General features: G+C 45.7%; 21 protein-coding genes. 20 read left to right on the plus strand and 1 reads right to left on the minus strand.

Annotated features, from left to right (window positions below):
• Positions 1–109 precede the first annotated feature (109 nt).
• A complete protein-coding gene (locus ACL9RM_RS06985) occupies positions 110–538 on the minus strand; it encodes an organic hydroperoxide resistance protein (RefSeq protein ID WP_061831855.1) in 429 nt (142 codons plus the stop codon).
• A gap of 147 nt (positions 539–685) precedes the next feature.
• Between ACL9RM_RS06985 and ACL9RM_RS06990 the strand changes: the two genes are divergently transcribed.
• The 20 genes from ACL9RM_RS06990 to ACL9RM_RS07085 all read left to right on the plus strand — a co-directional run bounded on the left by ACL9RM_RS06990 (position 686) and on the right by ACL9RM_RS07085 (position 21,053).
• Positions 686–1,156 carry a MarR family winged helix-turn-helix transcriptional regulator gene (locus ACL9RM_RS06990; protein ID WP_250268093.1) on the plus strand — a complete coding sequence of 157 codons (471 nt, stop codon included), beginning with the start codon at positions 686–688 and terminating at the stop codon, positions 1,154–1,156.
• 338 nt (positions 1,157–1,494) lie between these two features.
• Positions 1,495–2,655: an ADP-forming succinate--CoA ligase subunit beta gene (gene sucC / locus ACL9RM_RS06995; protein ID WP_053325253.1), complete on the plus strand. Its 1,161-nt coding sequence runs from the start codon at positions 1,495–1,497 to the stop codon at positions 2,653–2,655.
• A 49-nt stretch (positions 2,656–2,704) separates the two neighbouring features.
• The gene (gene sucD / locus ACL9RM_RS07000) at positions 2,705–3,634 is read left to right on the plus strand and encodes a succinate--CoA ligase subunit alpha (RefSeq protein WP_025723280.1); all 930 of its coding nucleotides are present in this window, start codon (positions 2,705–2,707) and stop codon (positions 3,632–3,634) included.
• Positions 3,635–3,863: 229 nt separating this feature from the next.
• Entirely contained in the window at positions 3,864–4,982 is a 1,119-nt protein-coding gene (gene dprA, locus ACL9RM_RS07005; RefSeq protein WP_250268095.1) for a DNA-processing protein DprA, read from the plus strand.
• Positions 4,983–5,267: 285 nt separating this feature from the next.
• Positions 5,268–7,370 (plus strand): type I DNA topoisomerase, encoded by a 2,103-nt coding sequence (gene topA, locus ACL9RM_RS07010; protein WP_250268096.1) that lies wholly within the window; start codon positions 5,268–5,270, stop codon positions 7,368–7,370.
• A gap of 27 nt (positions 7,371–7,397) precedes the next feature.
• Positions 7,398–8,738, plus strand: a complete 1,341-nt coding sequence (gene trmFO, locus ACL9RM_RS07015) for an FADH(2)-oxidizing methylenetetrahydrofolate--tRNA-(uracil(54)-C(5))-methyltransferase TrmFO (protein WP_414126239.1) — start codon at positions 7,398–7,400, stop codon at positions 8,736–8,738.
• 26 nt (positions 8,739–8,764) lie between these two features.
• Positions 8,765–9,307: an ATP-dependent protease subunit HslV gene (hslV, locus tag ACL9RM_RS07020; RefSeq protein ID WP_013309881.1), complete on the plus strand. Its 543-nt coding sequence runs from the start codon at positions 8,765–8,767 to the stop codon at positions 9,305–9,307.
• Positions 9,308–9,343: 36 nt separating this feature from the next.
• On the plus strand, positions 9,344–10,744 hold the full coding sequence (gene hslU, locus ACL9RM_RS07025; protein WP_023988186.1) for an ATP-dependent protease ATPase subunit HslU: 1,401 nt from the start codon (positions 9,344–9,346) through the stop codon (positions 10,742–10,744).
• 408 nt (positions 10,745–11,152) lie between these two features.
• A complete protein-coding gene (gene flgB, locus ACL9RM_RS07030; protein ID WP_250268098.1) occupies positions 11,153–11,560 on the plus strand; it encodes a flagellar basal body rod protein FlgB in 408 nt (135 codons plus the stop codon).
• A gap of 6 nt (positions 11,561–11,566) precedes the next feature.
• Positions 11,567–12,019, plus strand: coding sequence for a flagellar basal body rod protein FlgC (gene flgC, locus ACL9RM_RS07035; RefSeq protein WP_013309884.1), 453 nt, complete (start codon positions 11,567–11,569; stop codon positions 12,017–12,019).
• A 38-nt stretch (positions 12,020–12,057) separates the two neighbouring features.
• The gene (gene fliE, locus ACL9RM_RS07040) at positions 12,058–12,372 is read left to right on the plus strand and encodes a flagellar hook-basal body complex protein FliE (RefSeq protein WP_061831861.1); all 315 of its coding nucleotides are present in this window, start codon (positions 12,058–12,060) and stop codon (positions 12,370–12,372) included.
• A 35-nt stretch (positions 12,373–12,407) separates the two neighbouring features.
• Positions 12,408–13,991, plus strand: a complete 1,584-nt coding sequence (gene fliF / locus ACL9RM_RS07045) for a flagellar basal-body MS-ring/collar protein FliF (RefSeq protein ID WP_013309886.1) — start codon at positions 12,408–12,410, stop codon at positions 13,989–13,991.
• Between the two features lie 11 nt (positions 13,992–14,002).
• Positions 14,003–15,019, plus strand: a complete 1,017-nt coding sequence (gene fliG, locus ACL9RM_RS07050) for a flagellar motor switch protein FliG (protein ID WP_013370674.1) — start codon at positions 14,003–14,005, stop codon at positions 15,017–15,019.
• On the plus strand, positions 15,012–15,848 hold the full coding sequence (locus ACL9RM_RS07055; protein WP_069291724.1) for a FliH/SctL family protein: 837 nt from the start codon (positions 15,012–15,014) through the stop codon (positions 15,846–15,848). Before fliG ends, ACL9RM_RS07055 begins: the two co-directional genes overlap by 8 nt.
• Positions 15,835–17,154, plus strand: coding sequence for a flagellar protein export ATPase FliI (gene fliI, locus ACL9RM_RS07060; RefSeq protein ID WP_069291725.1), 1,320 nt, complete (start codon positions 15,835–15,837; stop codon positions 17,152–17,154). Before ACL9RM_RS07055 ends, fliI begins: the two co-directional genes overlap by 14 nt.
• Before the next feature lie 10 nt (positions 17,155–17,164).
• Positions 17,165–17,608 carry a flagellar export protein FliJ gene (gene fliJ, locus ACL9RM_RS07065; RefSeq protein ID WP_013309890.1) on the plus strand — a complete coding sequence of 148 codons (444 nt, stop codon included), beginning with the start codon at positions 17,165–17,167 and terminating at the stop codon, positions 17,606–17,608.
• 47 nt (positions 17,609–17,655) lie between these two features.
• A complete protein-coding gene (locus ACL9RM_RS07070; RefSeq protein ID WP_069291726.1) occupies positions 17,656–18,639 on the plus strand; it encodes a magnesium transporter MgtE N-terminal domain-containing protein in 984 nt (327 codons plus the stop codon).
• Between the two features lie 26 nt (positions 18,640–18,665).
• The gene (locus tag ACL9RM_RS07075; RefSeq protein ID WP_250268099.1) at positions 18,666–20,123 is read left to right on the plus strand and encodes a flagellar hook-length control protein FliK; all 1,458 of its coding nucleotides are present in this window, start codon (positions 18,666–18,668) and stop codon (positions 20,121–20,123) included.
• A gap of 19 nt (positions 20,124–20,142) precedes the next feature.
• Positions 20,143–20,676: a flagellar hook capping FlgD N-terminal domain-containing protein gene (locus ACL9RM_RS07080; RefSeq protein ID WP_250268100.1), complete on the plus strand. Its 534-nt coding sequence runs from the start codon at positions 20,143–20,145 to the stop codon at positions 20,674–20,676.
• A complete protein-coding gene (locus ACL9RM_RS07085; protein ID WP_061831868.1) occupies positions 20,673–21,053 on the plus strand; it encodes a TIGR02530 family flagellar biosynthesis protein in 381 nt (126 codons plus the stop codon). The genes ACL9RM_RS07080 and ACL9RM_RS07085 overlap by 4 nt, the downstream gene beginning before the upstream one ends.
• Positions 21,054–21,108: the final 55 nt, after the last annotated feature.

The raw sequence follows: 21,108 nt of genomic DNA on the forward strand, positions 1-21,108 counted from the left end.
GACAAAAAACGGTTGAGGGACTTGTTGTAAGATTCATTCTAACGAATACTATTGAATTCATGAAGAGAGAGGGAGATGGGCCCCCTACATATGCTAAAGAAAATCTAAGTTACAAAACGTTCAGTTTCACTTCAATATTACCGCGGGTAGCGCGAGAGTATGGACATTGTTCATGTGCGCCTTCCACCAGTTTTACTGCAGTTTCATGATCGACGCCTTTTACCAGTACGTCGAGATTTACTCCGATTCCGAAGCCGCCGTCTTCCACTTTGCCGAAATGGACCGTAGCTGTTACTTCAGTACCTTCATGCTTAATACGTTGCATGCGAGCAACCATATTTAAGGCACTGTCAAAGCAAGCGGAATAGCCTGCTGCGAACAATTGCTCTGGATTCGTACCTGCACCGCCTGCGCCGCCCATTTCTTTTGGGGTATCAATATCTAAACGGAGTTCAGGGGAAGAAGACTCGATATAACCGTTACGTCCACCAACCGCTTTTACTGTTGTTTCATACATTTTTTGTTGAATGGTCATCATAATCCAATCACTGCCTCTCGCTCAATTTATATTTTACACAATTTAATTTATAAAAATAATTATTGTTTGTAAAGTATTTTGTGCAATTAGCATGTATTTTATTATATAATGTGCTAAAATAATGACGAAAGTAGGTGATCAGACAGCATGAAAGACAATCCTAATGAAGGTACAGCGTTGAAACTTGATAATCAGTTATGCTTTGCCATATATGCATGCTCCAGAGAGATTACGAAGCTATACCAGCCTTATCTGGAAAAGCTCGGTGTGACGTACTCGCAATATTTGGTACTCATCGTGCTCTGGGAGCGTGAAGAGTGTACAGTGAAGGAATTGGGTGAGGCACTATATTTGGACTCCGGCACACTAACTCCGCTATTGAAGAGATTGCAGAACGCCGGGCTTATCGATCGAAAGCGTTCCACTCAGGATGAGCGTAAGGTGCTGATTTCTTTGACGACAGAGGGAAGCGCATTACGGGAAAAAGCTCTGTCCGTACCAGGATGCATCCAGGAAAAAACAAGTATGACTCATGATCAATTTGGGACGCTTCTGCTCCAGTTCAATGATCTGCTCGATCGTGTTCATCAAGCTAATGTACAAATTGAAAAATCATAAGGTGTTTTCAGTTGCTCTTGCGAATCTTATGGCATGAGTTGTTCTCAGCTGAAAGAAAAAATACCTAATCATGCTTGAAGAATTAAAGTGCCTCTTAATGTGGATTAGGTAATCCCATGTTGTAGAGGTGCTTTTTTTGTGTGAATTTGTATTAAGAGAAATATCCAATAATATCCAAACATTCGATTTTGGGAATGATAATGATATCAAAATACTGTAATTCATGAGGTTAAATTATAAGGAAAGCGTTTTAAAAACATGTTACAATGATGTAGGTTTAGTATAGATTTCCTTGTGAACCGCCCTTGTTGCAGTCATGTTGATAGGAGGATTCCAGAATGAATATCCATGAATATCAGGGTAAAGAAGTATTGAAGCAGTACGGAGTGGCTGTACCGAACGGTAAGGTTGCCTATACGGTGGAGGAAGCCGTTGCTGCGGCAGAATCGCTTGGAAGCGCTGTTACGGTGGTAAAAGCACAAATTCATGCTGGTGGACGCGGTAAAGCGGGTGGCGTGAAAGTTGCCAAAGGTTTGGATGAGGTGCGGACTTTTGCTTCTGAAATTTTGGGTAAGGTGCTGGTGACGCATCAGACCGGACCTGAAGGTAAAGAGGTCAAACGCCTTTTGGTTGAGGAAGGCTGCGATATTCGTAAAGAATATTACGTCGGCGTTGTCGTAGATCGTGCGACTGGACGTATCGTAATGATGGCCTCAGAAGAAGGCGGTACGGAAATCGAAGAGGTGGCTGCAGCCACTCCGGAGAAGATTTTTAAAGCGGTTGTTGATCCAGCGATTGGGCTTCAGGTGTATCAGGCCCGTAAGTTGGCGTATGACATTAATATCCCAAATGAACTGGTAAACAAAGCGGTCAAGTTTATGCTGGCACTATACGAAGCTTTTGTGGACAAGGACTGTTCGATTGCAGAAATCAATCCCTTAGTCGTTACGGGTGATGGGAATGTACTGGCGTTGGATGCCAAACTGAATTTTGATTCTAATGCTTTGTTCCGTCACAAGGATATTTTGGAATTGCGTGATTTGGATGAAGAGGACGAGAAGGAAATTGAGGCATCTAAATACGATCTAAGCTATATCGCTCTGGACGGAAATATTGGCTGTATGGTCAATGGTGCGGGCTTGGCGATGGCAACCATGGATATTATCAAATATTACGGTGGCGATCCGGCCAACTTCCTGGACGTAGGGGGCGGTGCGACGACGGAAAAGGTAACCGAAGCGTTCAAAATCATTTTGTCCGATCCGAAGGTAGAAGGTATTTTCGTGAACATTTTCGGCGGAATTATGCAGTGTGACATCATTGCGAACGGCGTCGTGGAGGCTGCCAAACAGTTGGGGCTGACTCGTCCGCTTGTTGTCCGTCTTGAAGGGACAAATGTTGAGCTCGGCAAACAGATTTTAGCGGAATCCGGTTTGAATATCGTAGCAGCGGATTCCATGGCGGATGGCGCCCAAAAAATCGTCGAACTTGTTCAATAGCCTGTTTGCATTCCGATATGCCGAATAAACGATAGGGGATGTGAAGATCGTGAGTATTTTGGTCGATAAGCATACAAAGGTGATTACACAGGGGATTACGGGAAAAACGGCGTTGTTTCATGCCAAGGGTGCACTTGATTATGGTACACAAATGGTAGGTGGCACCTCTCCAGGTAAGGGGGGCACCGAGGTAGAAATTACACTGGAGAACGGACAACAGGTCAAATTGCCAGTGTTTAACACCGTAAGCGAAGCCAAGGAAGCTACTGGCGCAACAGCGAGCGTGATTTACGTGCCACCGGCTTTTGCAGCAGATTCCATTTTGGAGGCTGTAGATGCGGAACTAGATCTCGTGATTTGTATCACGGAGGGCATTCCGGTGCTTGATATGATCAGGGTCAAACGTTTTATGGAAGGTAAAAAGACCGTTCTGATTGGCCCTAACTGCCCAGGCGTTATTACGCCAGGAGAATGTAAAATCGGTATTATGCCAGGTTACATTCATCTACCAGGTCATGTAGGTGTTGTGTCACGTAGTGGTACTTTGACCTATGAAGCAGTGCATCAGTTAACGACCCGAGGTATAGGACAATCTTCCGCGGTTGGTATTGGCGGTGACCCCGTTAAAGGTTCAGAATTCATTGACATTTTGCAACGTTTCAATGAGGACCCCAACACTCACGCTGTCATTATGATTGGAGAAATTGGGGGTACAGCCGAGGAAGAGGCTGCTGAGTGGATCAGGGACAATATGACGAAGCCAGTAGTTGGTTTTATCGGCGGTGTGACTGCGCCTCCGGGCAAACGGATGGGGCATGCAGGCGCTATTATTTCTGGTGGAAAAGGAACGGCCAAAGAGAAAATTGCCACGCTTGAAGCCTGTGGGATCAAGGTGGCACCGACTCCTTCCGAAATGGGCTCGACACTGGTAAGTGTGCTGGAAGCACGTGGTATTTTGAATTTGTGTACGACACATTAAATCGTGTTTCTTCATTAAATATACAGGCCATAAAACTGCATCGAAATTTGCCGCAGGCTAGTGTATAATGAAAGAAAGGTAAGCAACCTTTTTATCTTCTGAAATAGGGGATGAAAAGGTTGCTTTTTTTTGCGTTAAGACAGGCTTGTCAGGGAAACGCTTGCAAAATGATTCATTGTGCCACAAAATAAGGGAGGGTTCACTCTTCCGTGAATGGGGGAACCATAGTTTGGAAGAAAGATGGCTTTTGTTAGGCTTGCATGAGTTAGAGGGAATCGGAAGAAAAACAATTCAGCGTATTTGGTCGAGTGACTATCGATTGCATGAGCTACTGTATTTTAGCGAACAAAAGTGGATTGAGATAGGATTAAGCCCTACTCAGGCACGAATTGCGGCTCAGCGTTACGATGAAGAATGGGTGCATGAACGATATCAGCGAGTTCAGTCCGGTGATATTGGAACGGTAACTTATGTGGATGAGGATTATCCCCTATTAATGAAGGAAACAGTTGACCCACCTTGGGTAATGTATACAAAAGGGGATAAATCACTTTTGCATACATGTTCTATAGCCATGGTAGGAACCCGCGTTCCCACCGCTTATGGACGTAGAGCAGCGGAGATACTAACAGAGGGATTATGTAATGCAGGGATTACAGTAGTTAGCGGATTGGCGAGAGGAATTGACAGTATTTGTCACGAAACAGCCCTGCGCCGGGGAGGAAACACGATTGGTGTACTGGGAACAGCGATTGATCAAATTTATCCTCCCCAAAATGCGTCTTTATTTGCAGAGATGGCTAGCAAAGGCTTGATCGTATCGGAATATCCTCCAGGCACGAGGTCACATCCGGGAATGTTTCCACAACGTAATCGGATTATAGCTGGCCTAACGAAGGGAACGCTCGTTGTCGAAGCAGATGCAAGAAGCGGCTCCTTGATTACAGCTGATGCTGCGCTAGAGGCAAATCGAGATGTGTTTGCTGTTCCCGGACCCATTACGTCACCGAAGAGTAGAGGCACGCTGAGCTTGATTAAGCAAGGAGCCAAAACAGTCACTGAAGCTTCGGATATTATTGAGGAGTATGAAGCAGATTTGCGTACAAGGGAGGTTTCTTCATACAATAGAGAGCAGAGTCTTAATCTGAAGGAGGCCTCCAAAGTGCCAGAAAGTGAGACTTCTGAGGAAAACCGTGTCATACTGTTGCTCGAACAGGGAACCATGACACTGGATGAACTGCTTGATGCTACGGCATGGGATTTTGGACTTTTACACGCAGTTCTGTTATCGTTAATCATAAAAAAAAGGATCGCCCAGCTAGCGGGCACAAAATACAAGCTTATTTAGTAGTTGTTTTTGCAAAGTCCTTAGTTAGTAAATGCACAAATTCATTTTTAAACATCAGGTGGAGGGCAGTATGGCATTCATCCGCGTCGCGAATTCCTACTCCTTCCACACTTCCTGAAATGTGTTGACATTATGACTCACAGCAGCGGAGCAGATGGAATCTTTCTGAACAAGTACAGCGATCTGGAAAAATGACCAAACTGTGAAGCGCTCTCTGCGTCATAACTCACCACATTTCAGGAAGTCTATCATATTCATGTGTGTAATTGAGAGGAGGAAGAGCCTATGGCGGATTCACTCGTCATCGTGGAATCGCCTTCCAAGGCGAAGACGATCGGCAAATACTTAGGCAGTAAATATATCGTCAAGGCTTCCATGGGTCATATCAGGGATTTACCGAAGAGTCAGATCGGCGTAGAGGTCGAAAATGATTTTAATCCCAAATACATTACCATTCGAGGTAAAGGCTCAATTCTAAAAGAATTAAAGGATGCCCGAAAAAAAGTAAAAAAAGTATATCTGGCGGCTGACCCGGATCGCGAAGGTGAGGCTATTGCCTGGCATCTGGCGCATGCGCTGGAACTGGACGATACAGCAGATTGCCGTGTTGTATTTAATGAAATTACGAAGCAGGCTGTCAAAGATGCTTTTAAAACACCCCGTAAAATCAATATGGATTTGGTCAATGCTCAGCAGGCACGACGGATACTGGATCGACTTGTTGGCTACAAAATCAGCCCGTTGCTCTGGAAAAAGGTAAAAAAGGGTCTATCCGCTGGGCGGGTGCAGTCGGTTGCGGTGAAAATTATTTTGGACCGGGAAAACGAAATTAGTGAGTTTGTACCGGAAGAATACTGGACGATTACAGCTAAACTAGCTATTAAAGACAGTACCTTTGAAGCGAAATTTCATAAGCTGCGTGGTGAAAAGAAAGAGCTCTCCAGCGAAGCGGAAGTACAAGAAGTGTTGGAAGCTATCGGAAAATCGTCTTACAAGGTGCGCGATGTGAAAGAGAAAGAGCGTTTACGCAATCCTTCTCCTCCATTCACAACAAGTTCCTTGCAGCAGGAGGCGGCTCGGAAGCTCAACTTCCGTGCATCTAAAACGATGTCTGTAGCTCAGCAGCTATATGAGGGTGTGGATTTAGGAAAAGAAGGGACCGTGGGTCTGATTACGTATATGCGTACGGATTCCACACGGATCGCCGCTTCAGCTCAAGAGGAAGCGAAAGAATTAATTATTCAAAAATATGGCGAAGCTTTTGTACCTGAAACTCCTCGTCAATATTCAAAAAAAGCGGCCAACGCCCAGGATGCGCATGAAGCGATTCGCCCAACCTCTGCGTTACGCGATCCGGAAACAGTTAAGCCGTTTATGAGTCGGGATCAGTTCCGTTTGTACAAATTGGTATGGGAACGTTTCATGGCCAGCCAGATGGCTTCTGCTATTATGGATACTTTGTCCGTAGATATTGAAGCGGGTGAGACGATATTCCGGGCAGCAGGTTCTAAGGTTCGTTTTCCAGGTTTCATGAAAGTGTATGTAGAGGGAAATGACGACGGTAAAACCGAAGAAGATAAACTGCTGCCACCACTTCAACCAGGCGATAAATTAAAAAAAGAAGCGGTTGAGCCGAAGCAGCATTTTACACAACCGCCTCCCCGTTATACGGAAGCGCGACTGGTGAAGACGCTGGAAGAACTGGGTATAGGACGTCCAAGTACGTATGCACCAACGCTGGAAACCATTCAGAAACGTGGGTACGTTGCTATTGAAGAAAAGAAATTTTTCCCTACAGAGCTGGGCGAATTGGTCATCGAACAGATGGAGGAGTTCTTTCCAGAGATTCTGAATGTGGAGTTTACAGCTAATATGGAAGGTGATCTTGACCATGTCGAAGAAGGCGAAGGTAATTGGGTCAAGGTGTTGAGTGACTTTTACGAGTCATTCGAGAAGCGGCTTGAAGTGGCTGAAGAAGAAATGAAAGAAATTGAAATAAAAGATGAAGTATCCGATGTCATTTGTGATAAGTGTGGCAGCCAAATGGTGTATAAGCTTGGCCGATTTGGTAAATTCCTGGCTTGTTCTGCTTTTCCAGATTGCCGTAACACAAAGCCAATTGTTAAGGATATCGGGATTAATTGTCCTACATGCGGTGAGGGCCATGTCGTCGAACGACGGAGTAAAAAGGGACGTATCTTCTATGGATGTGACCGCTACCCGGAATGTGATTTTGTTTCCTGGGATAAACCGTCCATTAAGCCTTGCCCAAGTTGCAGTAGCCTAATGGTCGAAAAACGTACAAAACAAGGGACAAAGCTCAACTGTACGGTCTGCGATCACAGCGAAATGCTGGAAGAGAGCGATGAGAGCGTAGAGACTTCTTAAGAACAACAATAGCAGGGGGATTTAAACGTGAGTGAACTACAAAAGGTAACGGTCATCGGAGCAGGTTTGGCGGGCAGCGAAGCTGCCTGGCAAATTGCAAGCCGTGGAGTGCCAGTCAAGTTATATGAAATGCGGCCGGTTGTAAAAACACCAGCACATCATACAGATAAATTTGCCGAACTGGTATGCAGTAATTCCTTGCGGGCAAACGGCCTAACGAATGCAGTAGGTGTACTGAAGGAAGAGATGAGAATACTAAACTCCTTGATTCTGAGTGCAGCAGATCGTCATGCTGTTCCGGCTGGCGGTGCATTGGCAGTGGATCGTGACGGATTTTCCGGTCATATTACTGAGACGCTTCATCAACATCCTTTGATCGAGGTTGTTAATGAAGAGCTTCAGGAAATCCCACAGGACGTTATTGTGGTCATTGCGACGGGGCCTTTAACTTCTCCGGCTTTGTCGGAACAGATTAAATCACTGATGGGAGAGGAGTATTTCTATTTTTACGATGCGGCAGCTCCGATTGTAGAAAAGGACTCTATCGACATGAGCAAGGTTTATCTGGCTTCCCGTTATGATAAGGGAGAAGCAGCGTACTTGAATTGTCCGATGAACGAAGCGGAATTTGATGCTTTTTATGAGGCTCTGATTGCGGCTGAGGTAGCGCAAGTCAAGGAATTCGAAAAAGAAATTTATTTCGAAGGCTGTATGCCCATCGAAGTGATGATGCAACGTGGGAAACAAACGGCATTGTTCGGACCGATGAAACCTGTGGGTCTCGTAAATCCACATACAGGTGAACTGCCCCACGCAGTTGTTCAGCTTCGCCAGGACAACGCCGCAGGAACGCTGTATAATCTGGTTGGTTTCCAGACTCACCTCAAATGGGGGGAGCAAAAGCGTGTATTTTCAATGATTCCGGGTCTTGAAGAGGCAGAGTTTGTACGTTACGGTGTGATGCATCGCAATACCTTTATTAATTCTCCGCAGCAACTTCATGCAACTTATCAGTTTAAGGGAAGAAGTAATCTATTCTTTGCCGGACAAATGACCGGTGTAGAGGGATATGTGGAGTCAGCGGCTTCTGGTCTGCTGGCCGGGATGAATGCGGCACGAGCAGCGCGTGGACAGGAAATGTTTGTATTTCCTGCTGAAACGACATTAGGTAGCATGGCGCGGTATATTACGACCGCTGATTTTAAGCATTTTCAACCGATGAATGCAAACTTTGGTTTGCTTCCAAAGTTGGAGAAACGGATTCGTAACAAAAAGGAAAAAAATGAAGCTCTCGCTAATCGCGCGTTGGAAAGTTTGCGGGGTTATATCAACGAAACGGGAGTTATGTCAGCTGAAGTACAGGCATAAGGATGAAGGAAAAGGAGGAGCGCGTTATGGATATGTCCTTTCATGCTACCACCATCTGCGCTGTACGCCACAATGGCAAGGGAGCTATTGCGGGTGATGGACAGGTAACGTTCGGCAACAGTGTTGTGATGAAGCAGACGGCTAAAAAAGTGCGCAGATTGTATCGAGGTCAGGTCGTTGCGGGATTTGCGGGTTCGGTGGCCGATGCTATCACGTTATTTGAAAAGTTTGAAAATAAGCTGGAGGAACACCACGGAAATCTTCAAAGAGCAGCCGTGGAACTTGCCAAGGACTGGCGTCAGGATCGTATCCTGCGCAAGCTGGAAGCGCTCATGATTGTGATGGACTCATCCGGAATGTTGCTCATTTCTGGAGGCGGCGAAATTATAGAGCCGGATGATGATGTGCTTGCGATTGGCTCAGGTGGTAATTTTGCATTGGCGGCTGCCCGTGCTTTCAAACGCCATGGGTCTGGCATGGAAGCAAAGGACATGGCACGGGAAGCGCTAGAGGTTGCTTCGGAAATATGTGTGTATACGAACAATCAGATTATCGTAGAAGAACTGTAAATCGGCTCTGAGTATTCAAGGGTGGAGGAGTGCAAAATGAATAATCAATCGTTGACGCCCAGACAAGTGGTATCCGAGCTGGATAAGTATATTGTCGGACAAAAGGAAGCTAAAAAATCTGTTGCTGTTGCGTTGCGCAACCGTTATCGGCGTAGTAAGCTGCCGGATGATATCCGGGATGAAATTGTGCCTAAAAATATTTTGATGATCGGACCGACAGGTGTGGGTAAAACTGAAATTGCACGTAGACTTGCACGGCTCGTGGGAGCTCCTTTTGTCAAGGTAGAGGCGACCAAATTTACAGAAGTGGGTTACGTCGGTCGTGATGTGGAATCCATGGTGCGTGATCTGATGGAAACCTCTATTCGCATCGTTAAGACGGAACGAACAGAGAATGTGAAGGACAAAGCGGAAGACATGGCAAATGAACGGATTGTCAGCATCCTTGTACCTGCAGAAAAGTCAAACAAATCGCAACGTAATCCCTTTGAAATGCTGTTTGGCAATAACACGGGAACTTCAGTAGAAGAAGAACCGCCACAACAGGATGGATCTTTGGCAGAAAAGCGCCGTAAGGTTAAATTCGATCTATTGTCTGGTAAGCTTGAGGATGATGTCATAGAGATTGATGTGGAGGATACTGCCCCCAATATGCTCGATATGTTTGCTGGGCAAGGGAATGAACAAATGGGTATGAATATGCAGGAGATGTTCGGAAGTTTTCTGCCCAAGCGGACGAAAAAGCGCAAGCTACCAGTCAAGGAAGCTCGCAAGGTGTTGATTCAAGATGAGGCCGCCAAATTGATCGATATGGATGATGTGATTCAGGAGTCTGTGAAGCGTGCTGAGCAATCCGGTATTATTTTTATTGATGAAATAGATAAGATTGCCAGCCAGGGTAAGGGTAGCGGCCCCGATGTGTCGAGAGAAGGCGTCCAGCGCGATATTTTACCTATTGTCGAGGGATCTACCATCATGACCAAATACGGTCCGGTAAGAACAGATTACATTCTGTTTATTGCTGCAGGAGCTTTTCATGTTGCAAAACCATCTGACCTGATCCCTGAGCTTCAGGGTCGTTTTCCAATCCGTGTGGAATTAAGTAGCCTGACTTTGGATGAGTTTGTGTCGATACTGACGGAGCCTAAAAATGCGCTGACCAAGCAATACACTGATCTACTCCGTACTGAGGAAATTGAAGTCGAATTTTCTGCGGAAGCGATCCGTGAGATTGCCAGCATTGCTGAGTCTGTAAATCGCAACACCGAAAATATTGGTGCACGTCGTTTGCATACCATTCTAGAAAAGCTGCTGGAGGATCTGTCGTTTGAAGCACCAGAGCTTACATTGGATCGTATGATCATTACCCCGGAATATGTACGTGAGAAGCTGGGAGATATTGCCCAAAACAGGGACCTTAGTCAGTATATTTTATGAATAGGGTTTCTAAAAATAGGGTGTGAGGTCCAGAATAACACTATCTTGCACCGTCGTTTAGACCTAGATAATGGTCAAGTTGATGATTTTTCTGTCTATTCCAAAAGTAGGACGTATAATCTTTTACAGGTGTAAAGTGCTAAGAAAACATTCATTTTCTTGAAATAAACCTGAAAAATTTAACATTTTATGCATCTAAAGCCCTCTTTTTTAAAAAAGATAGGGCTTTTTTCTTATTGTAATTAGGTCCCAACTCTACGAAACTTAGAATATATGACAGAAAGTTATTATTTTCTACTTAAGACCTAAAAGAAATGTATAATTATGAAATTTTATTGTCGAAAAAAAGTGAAAAATCTTGTTTTATTGAATCTTACTTTAGAGTAGACGCTGGGAGGGAGGAGCTAAATGAATCTGCTGGGTGATATGAGCTTTCAAAAGCTTCAGGCAGGTGTACAGGCGGCAAATACGAGACAACGTGTGATGGCCGACAATATATCCAATGCGGATACCCCGTATTTCAAGCGTTCGGAGGTTTCATTTGAAGAACTGCTTCAGCAGCAAATGGACGGTGATGTCACACCACTACGTGGAAAAGTAACCAATTCAAGACACTTTCAAATAGGACCTATGAACTCCATTCCAGATGCCACGGTCACCAAAGATGGGTACTCAGTCATGAATAACAATATGAACAACGTAGATATCGACAGAGAAATGAGTCTTATGGCTGAAAATCAACTAAGATATAATACCTACATCCAAGAAATTAATGAGCGCATCAAGATGATGAGAACAGCGGTAGAAGGGAGATAGGACTAGGTGAAGATTAACAACGGCTTTGATATTAGTGCATCTGCTCTTACGGCCCAACGGTTGCGGATGGACGTTATATCTAGCAACATTGCCAACGCAGAGACAACTCGGGCGAAAGTAGAGAATGGACAAGCAGTTCCATATCGGAGAAAAACGGTTGTTTTGGAGCCGAACCAATCTGGTTTTGCCGATGTTTTGAAGGCTCAAATGGAAGGAAGTAGCACAAGCGCTGCTGGCGTTAAGGTTTCGCAAATTCAGGAAGATCAGTCACCTTTAAAGCCTGTGTACAATCCGGGTCACCCGGACGCTGATAAAGATGGCTATGTATATATGCCTAATGTAGACATTATGAAAGAAATGGTCGACATGATTTCCGCAACACGCTCATACGAAGCCAATGTAACAGCTCTGAATGCATCAAAGGCTATGGTTTCCAAAGCGCTTGAAATCGGTCGCTAAGTCTAGGACTACTAACTACTTAATAGGGAGAGTAAAACATGATTCAGAACGCCATGTTTAATGTACAGACACCGGCAATACAGCAGATTCAATCGCCTAACAATGAGTTGACGAAAGCGACGCCTTCCGAATCCTTGAAGGATTTTGGTTCCTTCCTAAAGGATGCTCTCAATGAAGTAGGGCAGCAGGAAGCCGCTACGCACCAGATGTCCGACCAATTCATGGCAGGCAAAGTTGATGTAGATCAGGTCATGATCACTTCCCAACAAGCGCTGCTTTCCCTGCAGCTTACTACACAGGTCCGAAACAAAGCGATCGAAGCCTATCAGGAGATCATGCGTACACAGATGTAAAGAGGGTTTAGCAAAGTTTCGGATGGGGTGACGGAGTGAACGAGAGAATCGCCCAATATCGGGATAAGATTTCCGGGTATTGGAATAATTTCAGCAAAAAACAGAAGATATTACTTGTTTCGACATTAGCATTCATCATTATCGCCGTTGTAGTGCTAACGATGCAGTTTACCAAAACCGAGTATGAAGTGGCTTTCCGAGATTTAAATGCTAACGATGCTGCCGGAGTCATTAAATATCTCGATTCTGCGGGTATACCGTACCAACTTAATGCTGGTGGGACACAAATCTCAGTCCCAACTGCTAATGCGGATAAAGCGAAGGTAGATGTTGGGTCTCAAGGCCTGATTCAGAAGGGTTCAATCGGCATGAGCGCTTTTGACCAGTCCTCCTCTGCGATTGGTATGACGGAGAACGAGTTCAATGTGAAGTACAATAATGCATTGAACGGCGAAATACAGCAACTGTTGGAACGGATGGATGGTGTCCAAAGCTCCAAAGCTGTCATTAATATGCCAAAGGAAAACATTTTTGCCGGACTTGAAGAAAAGGACAAAGCCTCCGCTTCGATTCAAATGGAATTCGAGCCTGGTTTTACTCCAAATCAGCAAGCGATCGACGGATACTTTAATCTGGTAAAAACGGCCGTGCCGAATCTGCCAGTGGAAAACATTACGATCACCAATAAGGAATATGAGTTGATTCCAACGGCCAAGGGCGGCCAAGGTGGGCTCACTAGTGGTGTTCAGGAAAACATGGCTCTACAGAAGAAGTTTGAGAGCGATGTAAGGAATAATGTCCAACAATTTTTGTCGAAAATTGTTGGAGACGACAAGGTAAACGTGCTGGTTATGTCCCAGCTAAATTTCGACAAAGTAACATCAAAAGAACAAATGGTCACACCTGTTGATCAAACGAAAATGAAGGGTATTGAAATTAGCGCCCAACAAATTCAGGAAAGCTATACGGGCAGTAGTGGACAAACCGGAGGAGTTGCAGGAACAGGAACACAGGATGTTCCGGGCTACCCGGGAGGAGCTAATTCCGGCAATACCAGCTCAGATAAGAGCTCAAGTACGATTAACTACGAAGTTAACCGAATTGCAAGGGATATTATCCAAAGTCCGTACACTGTAAAAGATTTAACCATTAATGTTGCAGTTGAACCACCAACAGGTCAGCAAACGTTGGATACTGCAACTCAGACAGCAATTCAAAATATTTTGGTTAATATTGTAAGAGCATCGTTGGCGAATTCTGGTACTACTATTACAGACGCTGATTTGGCTAAGAAGGTTTCAGTGTTCTCACAAGCTGTTCCAGCGCCTGCGAGCACGAATACATTCTTCTCAGCTTCCAACCCTTGGCTATGGGGCATCGGAGCTGCTGTTCTGGCACTGCTGGCGGGTGTAATCTTCCTCATCGTACGCGGTCGTCGTAAGCAGGAAGAAGAGTTGGATGAAGAATTGCAACTCATGCCAACGCCGACGGAGTTCCCGTCTATTACCATGGAAAGTGTGACAAATGAAAGTCAAGTGCGTAAACAGCTTGAAAGTCTGGCGAAAAAGAAACCCGACGAATTCGTCAATCTGCTTCGTACATGGCTGGCTGACGAATAGAGGTGAGTTCATTGGCAAAGGCAAGCAGTCAAGGTTTAACGGGAAGACAGAAAGCAGCTATACTTCTGATCACAATGGGACCAGAGGTATCTGCTCAAATATTCAAGCATTTGCGTGATGAGGAGATCGAGCAACTTACATTGGAAATTGCCAATGTGCGGAAGGTCGATGCCATTGAGAAGGACTCCATCATGGCCGAGTTTCATCAAATTTGTTTGGCTCAGGAGTACATTTCCCAAGGCGGTATTAATTACGCTAAAGAAATATTGGAGAAAGCACTCGGATCGCAAAAAGCAGTTGAGGTCATTAACCGTCTAACAGCGACGTTACAGGTAAGACCCTTCGATTTTGCCCGCAAGGCTGATCCAAACCAGATATTGAATTTTATACAGAATGAGAATCCGCAAACGATTGCTCTCGTGCTTTCGTACTTGCAATTTGAGCAGGCGGCTGCAATTCTATCGTCTCTGCCACAGGAAAAACAGGCAGATGTGGCCCGGCGTGTCGCTGTCATGGACAGTACATCTCCGGAAGTTATTTCCCAGGTGGAACGAGTGTTGGAGCAAAAGCTGTCTGCAACCGCGACGCAGGATTATACGAATGCAGGTGGTATCGAGTCCATTGTTCAGATTTTGAATGGCGTAGACCGCGGAACCGAACGTACGATTCTCGACTCGCTTGAAATTCAAGATCCAGAACTGGCTGAGGAAATCAAGAAAAGAATGTTCGTGTTCGAGGATATCGTCAATGTGGACAACCGTTCCATTCAGCGCATTATCCGCGATATCGACAATGCAGATTTGCAATTGGCGCTTAAAGTGTCCAGTGAAGAAGTACGCGATGTGATTTTCCGAAATATGTCGAAACGTATGGCAGAAACCTTCAAAGAGGAAATGGAGTACATGGGACCGGTGCGGTTGCGTGATGTGGAAGAAGCACAGACACGTATCGTATCGACGATCCGCAGATTGGAAGAGGCCGGTGAGATTATAATCGCACGCGGCGGAGGAGATGACATCATTGTCTAACTTGATTAAATCTTTCCAATATGTTCCTGTAGAGGCTTTGAAAACAATTGATGTGGCACATACGTATGCGCCAGAAACGACGGATGAAGAAATCACAACTGAATATACGGAGCCGGAGCCTCAGCGAGATCACGAGGCTGAACGGCTGCGGGATGAAATGCTGAATGATGCCAAGGATTTTGCCGAACGTCAGGTTCGCGAGGCAGCTGAAGAAGCGGAACGGATGCTTCAGGAGGCACAGCAGCAGATTGAAGCCTGGTGGCAGGAACGACGTGAGCATGACGATCAGTTGACTCAGTCGTTAAAAGCTGATGGGTTTCAGCAAGGATATGAAGAAGGCCAGAAGCTGGCTGAGGCCGAGCTCCAAACGAAATCGGAGCAGATGATGGAAGAAGCACAGGATATTCTGCGTCAGGCCTATGAGATTAAGGAACAACTGATTCAGGAAGCGGAGCCTTTCCTGGTCGAACTGAGTAGTGCTATTGCTGAGAAGGTCATTGAGAAACAGCTTAGCCTTGAGCCAGAATACACGATTGAATTAATTCGTAAAAATTTGGCTCGTAAGCGGGAAAAAGGAACCATTACATTGTGTGTGTCGCCTCAGCATTTCGCATTTGTGCAAGGTGCACGAGAAGAATTGTCATTAACTGTCGATTCGCAGGCAGAACTGCAAATTATACCTGATGGTACCGTTAAAGATCGCGGTTGTGTTATCCGTTCTTCCTTTGGAAGTGTGGATGCGCGGATTGATACGCAATTAGCTGAGATCAAAAAGGAATTACTGCGTCTGGCACATGAGAATGAGGAGCGAAGACATGAAGGGGCTTAATGCGCAGCGCTACATGGATCATTTGCGCCAGTTGGACCCGGTCCGGGTAAATGGCAAGGTTACGCAGGTTATCGGCCTGATGGTTGAATCGGAAGGTCCGGACGCCAGTATCGGGGATGTTTGTTACATTTATCCGGGCAAAACGGCCAAGCCGTTGCAAGCGGAAGTTGTAGGCTTCAGGGACAATAAAGTGCTTCTGATGCCACTTGGAGAACTGCAATCTATTGGTCCCGGTTGTGATGTTGTAGGAACAGGGAAGCCGTTGAATGTGCAGGTCGGGTCGGAGCTGTTAGGCAAAGTGCTGGACGGCTTGGGTCAGCCTCTGGATGGCTCATTGATTCCCTCGCGAATGGCGAGATATTCAACCTTCAATATTCCGTCCAATCCGCTGAATCGTCCGCGTGTACAGGAACCAATCAGTATCGGGGTGCGCGCTATCGACGGGTTGCTTACTATCGGTAAAGGACAGCGGGTTGGTATTTTTGCAGGTTCGGGTGTAGGTAAAAGTACCTTGATGGGAATGATTGCTCGTAATACGGAAGCTGATGTGAATGTAATTGCCTTGATCGGGGAACGTGGACGCGAGGTGCTGGACTTTATTGAACGGGATTTAGGCCCGGAGGGACTAGAACGTTCCGTGGTCATTGTGGCAACTTCCGACCAGCCTGCGTTAATCCGTATTAAGGGTGCACTTATTGCAACAACGATCGCGGAATATTTTCGGGATCGCGGGTTGAATGTCATGCTGATGATGGATTCAGTTACCCGGTATGCGATGGCCCAACGTGAAGTGGGACTAGCCGTAGGGGAGCCACCAGCAATGAGAGGGTACACACCTTCCGTGTTTGCTAGTCTACCTAAGCTTCTAGAACGTGCAGGGACAGGTCCTACTGGCTCCATAACCGCTTTTTATACGGTACTGGTCGATGGTGATGATATGAACGAGCCCATCGCGGATGCGGTGCGCGGGATTTTAGATGGACACATTGTCTTGAATCGTGGGATTGCGAACAAAGGTCATTTTCCCGCAATTGATGTGTTAGCGAGTATTAGCCGGGTTATGAAGGATATCGCACCACGAGATCAGATAGATGCTGCCGAGAACATTAAGCGCTTGATGGCCATTTACAAAGATTCGGAGGACCTGATTAATATCGGGGCCTATCAGCAGGGTTCAAATGCAGAAATTGACGAATCCATGGAGCGCATACGGGATATATGGGATTTTACAAGACAAAGAACAGATGAAAAGGCTGAGCTGGACGAGGTAAGGGAGCGTTTGATTTCTGAATTTACGAGGAGATGAAGGTTGAACGATGAGATTTCAGTATTCCTTTCAGAAAGTTGTAGACTTGAAAACCAACGAAAAGTCACAGGCCGAATGGTTGCTTTCCAGTGCTGTCGGACAATTGCAGGCTGAGGAGCAGACATTAACACAGCTTGTAGGCGAAAGGAATCGGGTCATATCAGCCATTCAAAAGGCTGCCGAGGATTGCGCGCCACTCTCTACCATTCAGGAATTACAGGCTTATGTTAATCATCTGGACCAATGTATTACACGCAAGCATAGGGATGTTCAATATGCGCAGCAAAATGTGCAAAGCAAACAAACCGTTTTGACCGATAAAATGCTGGATGAACAGGTTTGGCTGAAAGCGAGAGAGAAGGCCAACGTGAAATTCCAACAGGAAATGCTCCTGCGCGAGCAGAACGAGCTGGATGAAATGGCTTCCGTGCGATTTGCCATGAAAGCCCGGTAAGCGGAAAGTCATAGGATACGCATATCAGCTGCCTGAGGAGGAAGACGATGGCACAGAAGTTAGCAGAAAATGAACTGGATATGGATTTAGGAAAAGAATCAGGCGGGGGATTTGAACGGTTTATGTTTTTCCTGATTCCGATTGTGTTCACAATCGTTCTGGTCGGGGTCCTGCTTACATTGTTCAATATGGACTTCAGAAGCGAAATGATTTCGTTAGGGAACAAAATACCAGTTGTTAAAAATTGGATACCTGAACCGAAAGATAAGGCTACTCAGACGAAAGAGGCGGATCAGAAGGCTCAGTCTGAAAGTTCTGAAGCAACTATAGAGCAGTTAAAGGCAGATTTAGCCAAGCAGACGGAGGAGCTTAAAAAGGCTACCGCTGCTAAGACGACACAAGATAAAAAGGTTACTGAACTGCAGAATCAGGTCAATACGCTGCAAACGCAACAGGAGCAGCAGTCACAGGCCAGTCAGCCGGGACAGGCCGGTACGCAAACTACAGGTGGAACAACAAATGAAGATCCTTATGTAAAACAGGCCAGAGATCTTGCTAGCATGTATGAAGGGATGACAGCAAGTAAAGCGGCACCGATTATGGAGAATCTGACCACGGAAGAGACTGTGCAGCTGTTAAGCTACATGGACCCTGCCAACAGTGCAAAGATTTTGCAAAAGATGGACGCTAAAAAAGCAGCCGATATTACTATGGCTCTGAAAAACGTAACGCCATCTACGGATTTGTCAGTTGCTGCGTTGCAGTCTCGTCTGAAAAAGGATCAAGGTACCACAGCTGGAACAACGAGTAAGAGTTTGCAAAGCACTCAAATTAGTAGCACATTTGCTTCCATGGACAAGAAGAGCGGTGCCGAACTTATTTTACAAACTTACAAAATCAGTCCAGACAAGGCATTAAACATATTAAATACAGTAGATGATTCGACACGTGGTTCTTTACTACAAAATATGTCTGCCAAGGATGCTGCTCAGACCGCAAAAATTTTGAACAAACTGATGGGCAGTAAGTAATTTAAATGAAGGGAGGTGAAAAATAAATGACCCTTATTTCTCAAAGTGTATCGCTCGGCACCAGTCAGACAGCTAGCAGTACAACGGCCTCAACAACGACTACAGCGACAGCTGCTGGAGCAACCACGGGTGCTTTTAATCAAACACTTACGCAAATGATGACAGGCGGGCAAACGGGCTCAGCAGGCACAGATGCGAACGGTTCTCCATTAGTTATGGTACTTCCGCTTATTGCAACTGGAGAATCCACGGAAGCTCCAACCGAGCCGCTGGCCGAAACACTGGCTCCTTTGCTGCAAAATCTTGAAAAGCTGGATGATCAAGTAGCTGCTGATCCTGCTCTGCTTGCAACTCTGCAAGCGTGGATTCAGCAAGTACAACAGTTTTTACAAGGCGACGGAACAAATCAACAGTTAAACGGTGGAGAAACGACAGAGGCGACAGGCTTAACAGCTTTGGCAGCCAACCCGGCTACTCTTCGATTTGCATTACAGGATGCTTTGTCACAACTTGCCAATGTAGCAGAGCAGGCTTCTGGAGACCAAAAGTCCCAGGTGGCACAGTTACTACAATCGCTCCAAAGCGCAACGGCAGGTACGGGAGCTATTTCCGATGAGCAGTGGAATGGTGTAATGAAAGCTGTGGAACTTGCTGATGGTGGGGATTCACAAGCAGTTCAGCCTTCTGCAAATCGAGCAAATGGTACTCAGACCGTAGCTACAGCTACTACAGACAAACAGGTTGTTGCTTCTCAGCAGCAAGCAAGTCAGGGTGAAACTAATCAACAAGGTTCAGAAGGGCAACGTTCATCAACTAATATTCTCGTTCAGTCTGCAGTTAAGACGACTGTAACAGATGAAGCGAGTGCATTCGTAGATGCAACTGAGCAAGCGAATTCGACAGCAACTGACAATCAGACTCCAGTGATCACGACTGCGGGACAGCTTTCGGTACAAACGCAAGGAACAACACCTTCGGCTCCGGCTCAACCAGTCGTACATGTACGGCAATTTGCCAAGGAGATGACCGAATTTGTAGTGCAGAAACTTGACATTGTAAAACACACTGGTTTGACGGAAGCGACTATCATGCTTCGTCCAGATCATCTGGGCCAGCTGGAAGTTAAGCTGACAATGCAAAATGGTCATCTGGTTGCCCAGTTCATGACTGAGCATAGCGGAGCGAAGGATTTGCTGGAACAGCAAATGTCGCAGCTGCGTTCGAGTCTCCAGAGCCAGGGTATCCAGGTAGATAAGGTAGAAGTAACGCACAATGAGTCGCTTTCCTCCCATATGTATCAGGATGGACGCGGATCTGGAGCTAATCAGCAGCAGCAATCCAATCAACGTTCCAAAGCTCGAGGTAGAGAAGAGAGCGAAGATGCTATGAAGGTAGCTGAAATGGCAGAGGAACTTCGTAACTGGACAGCTGAACAACGCGCAGATGATATGAATCTGACAGGCTCCTTTACAGCACAAGCGTAATGATGGAGGTGAGAACACAATGACGACTACAGACAACAATGTATCCACCAGTAACGTCTGGCCGAATTACAATGTGAATAATGTCAAAACAGCAAGTGCCAAGGATACTAAAACGATGGGTAAAGATCAGTTTTTGAAAATTTTGATCACCCAGCTACAAAATCAGGATCCGATGCAGCCTTTGGAGGATAAAGAATTTATCGCTCAAATGGCCCAGTTTTCCTCGGTAGAACAACTGATGAACATTTCTACGCAGTTGAATGCATTGGGACAATCTTTAGGTACGGCTTCCGGATTGATAGGAAAAGAAGTCAGCTGGATTGAGGCAGGTAAAAAAGACTCCATTACAGGTGAAACAGGTGCGGGTACAGTGAAAAGTGGAATCGTGGATTCCATCGTTATTCGTGACGGTGTGCAGTATGCCAAAATGGGAGCGGCTGAGGTGGCATTAAAAGATGTAACATCAGTGAGCCAGGCTAACACAACGACTCCCGCTACAGATACATCGGATACTTCATCTTCTTCCTCTAATGGAAGCGGTGAGAACTCATGAATGACAGGATAACGGTCGGACGCCTTTTTCCCGCCAACGTGCCCCCGGCAGCAATCTCAAAAAACCGAGTAAATTCGGTATCGAAGGATGCCAGACCGTTCGGTCAGGTGTTGCAGGATCAGGTGCTCAAGCTGAGTAACCATGCAGCCAAGCGTCTGGAGCAGCGGGGAATAGAGTTGAGAAGTGACCAAATGGCGAAAATTAACTCTGCTGTGGATAAAGCAGCTGCCAAAGGCGCCAAAGAATCATTGATTTTAATGCAGGATATGGCTTTGATTGTAAGTGTACCTAATCGAACAGTTGTTACCGCGATGGATAAGAAATCCATGGAGGATAACGTATTTACGCAGATAGATAGTGCTGTAATTATTTCATGAAAATGTATACGAAGTGGCTGGCCCGAATAGGAAAGCCATGAAAAAGCCGCGGATC

Source organism: Paenibacillus sp. S29 (assembly GCF_049319765.1).
In the GTDB taxonomy this organism is placed as follows: Bacteria; Bacillota; Bacilli; order Paenibacillales; family Paenibacillaceae; genus Paenibacillus; species Paenibacillus polymyxa_B.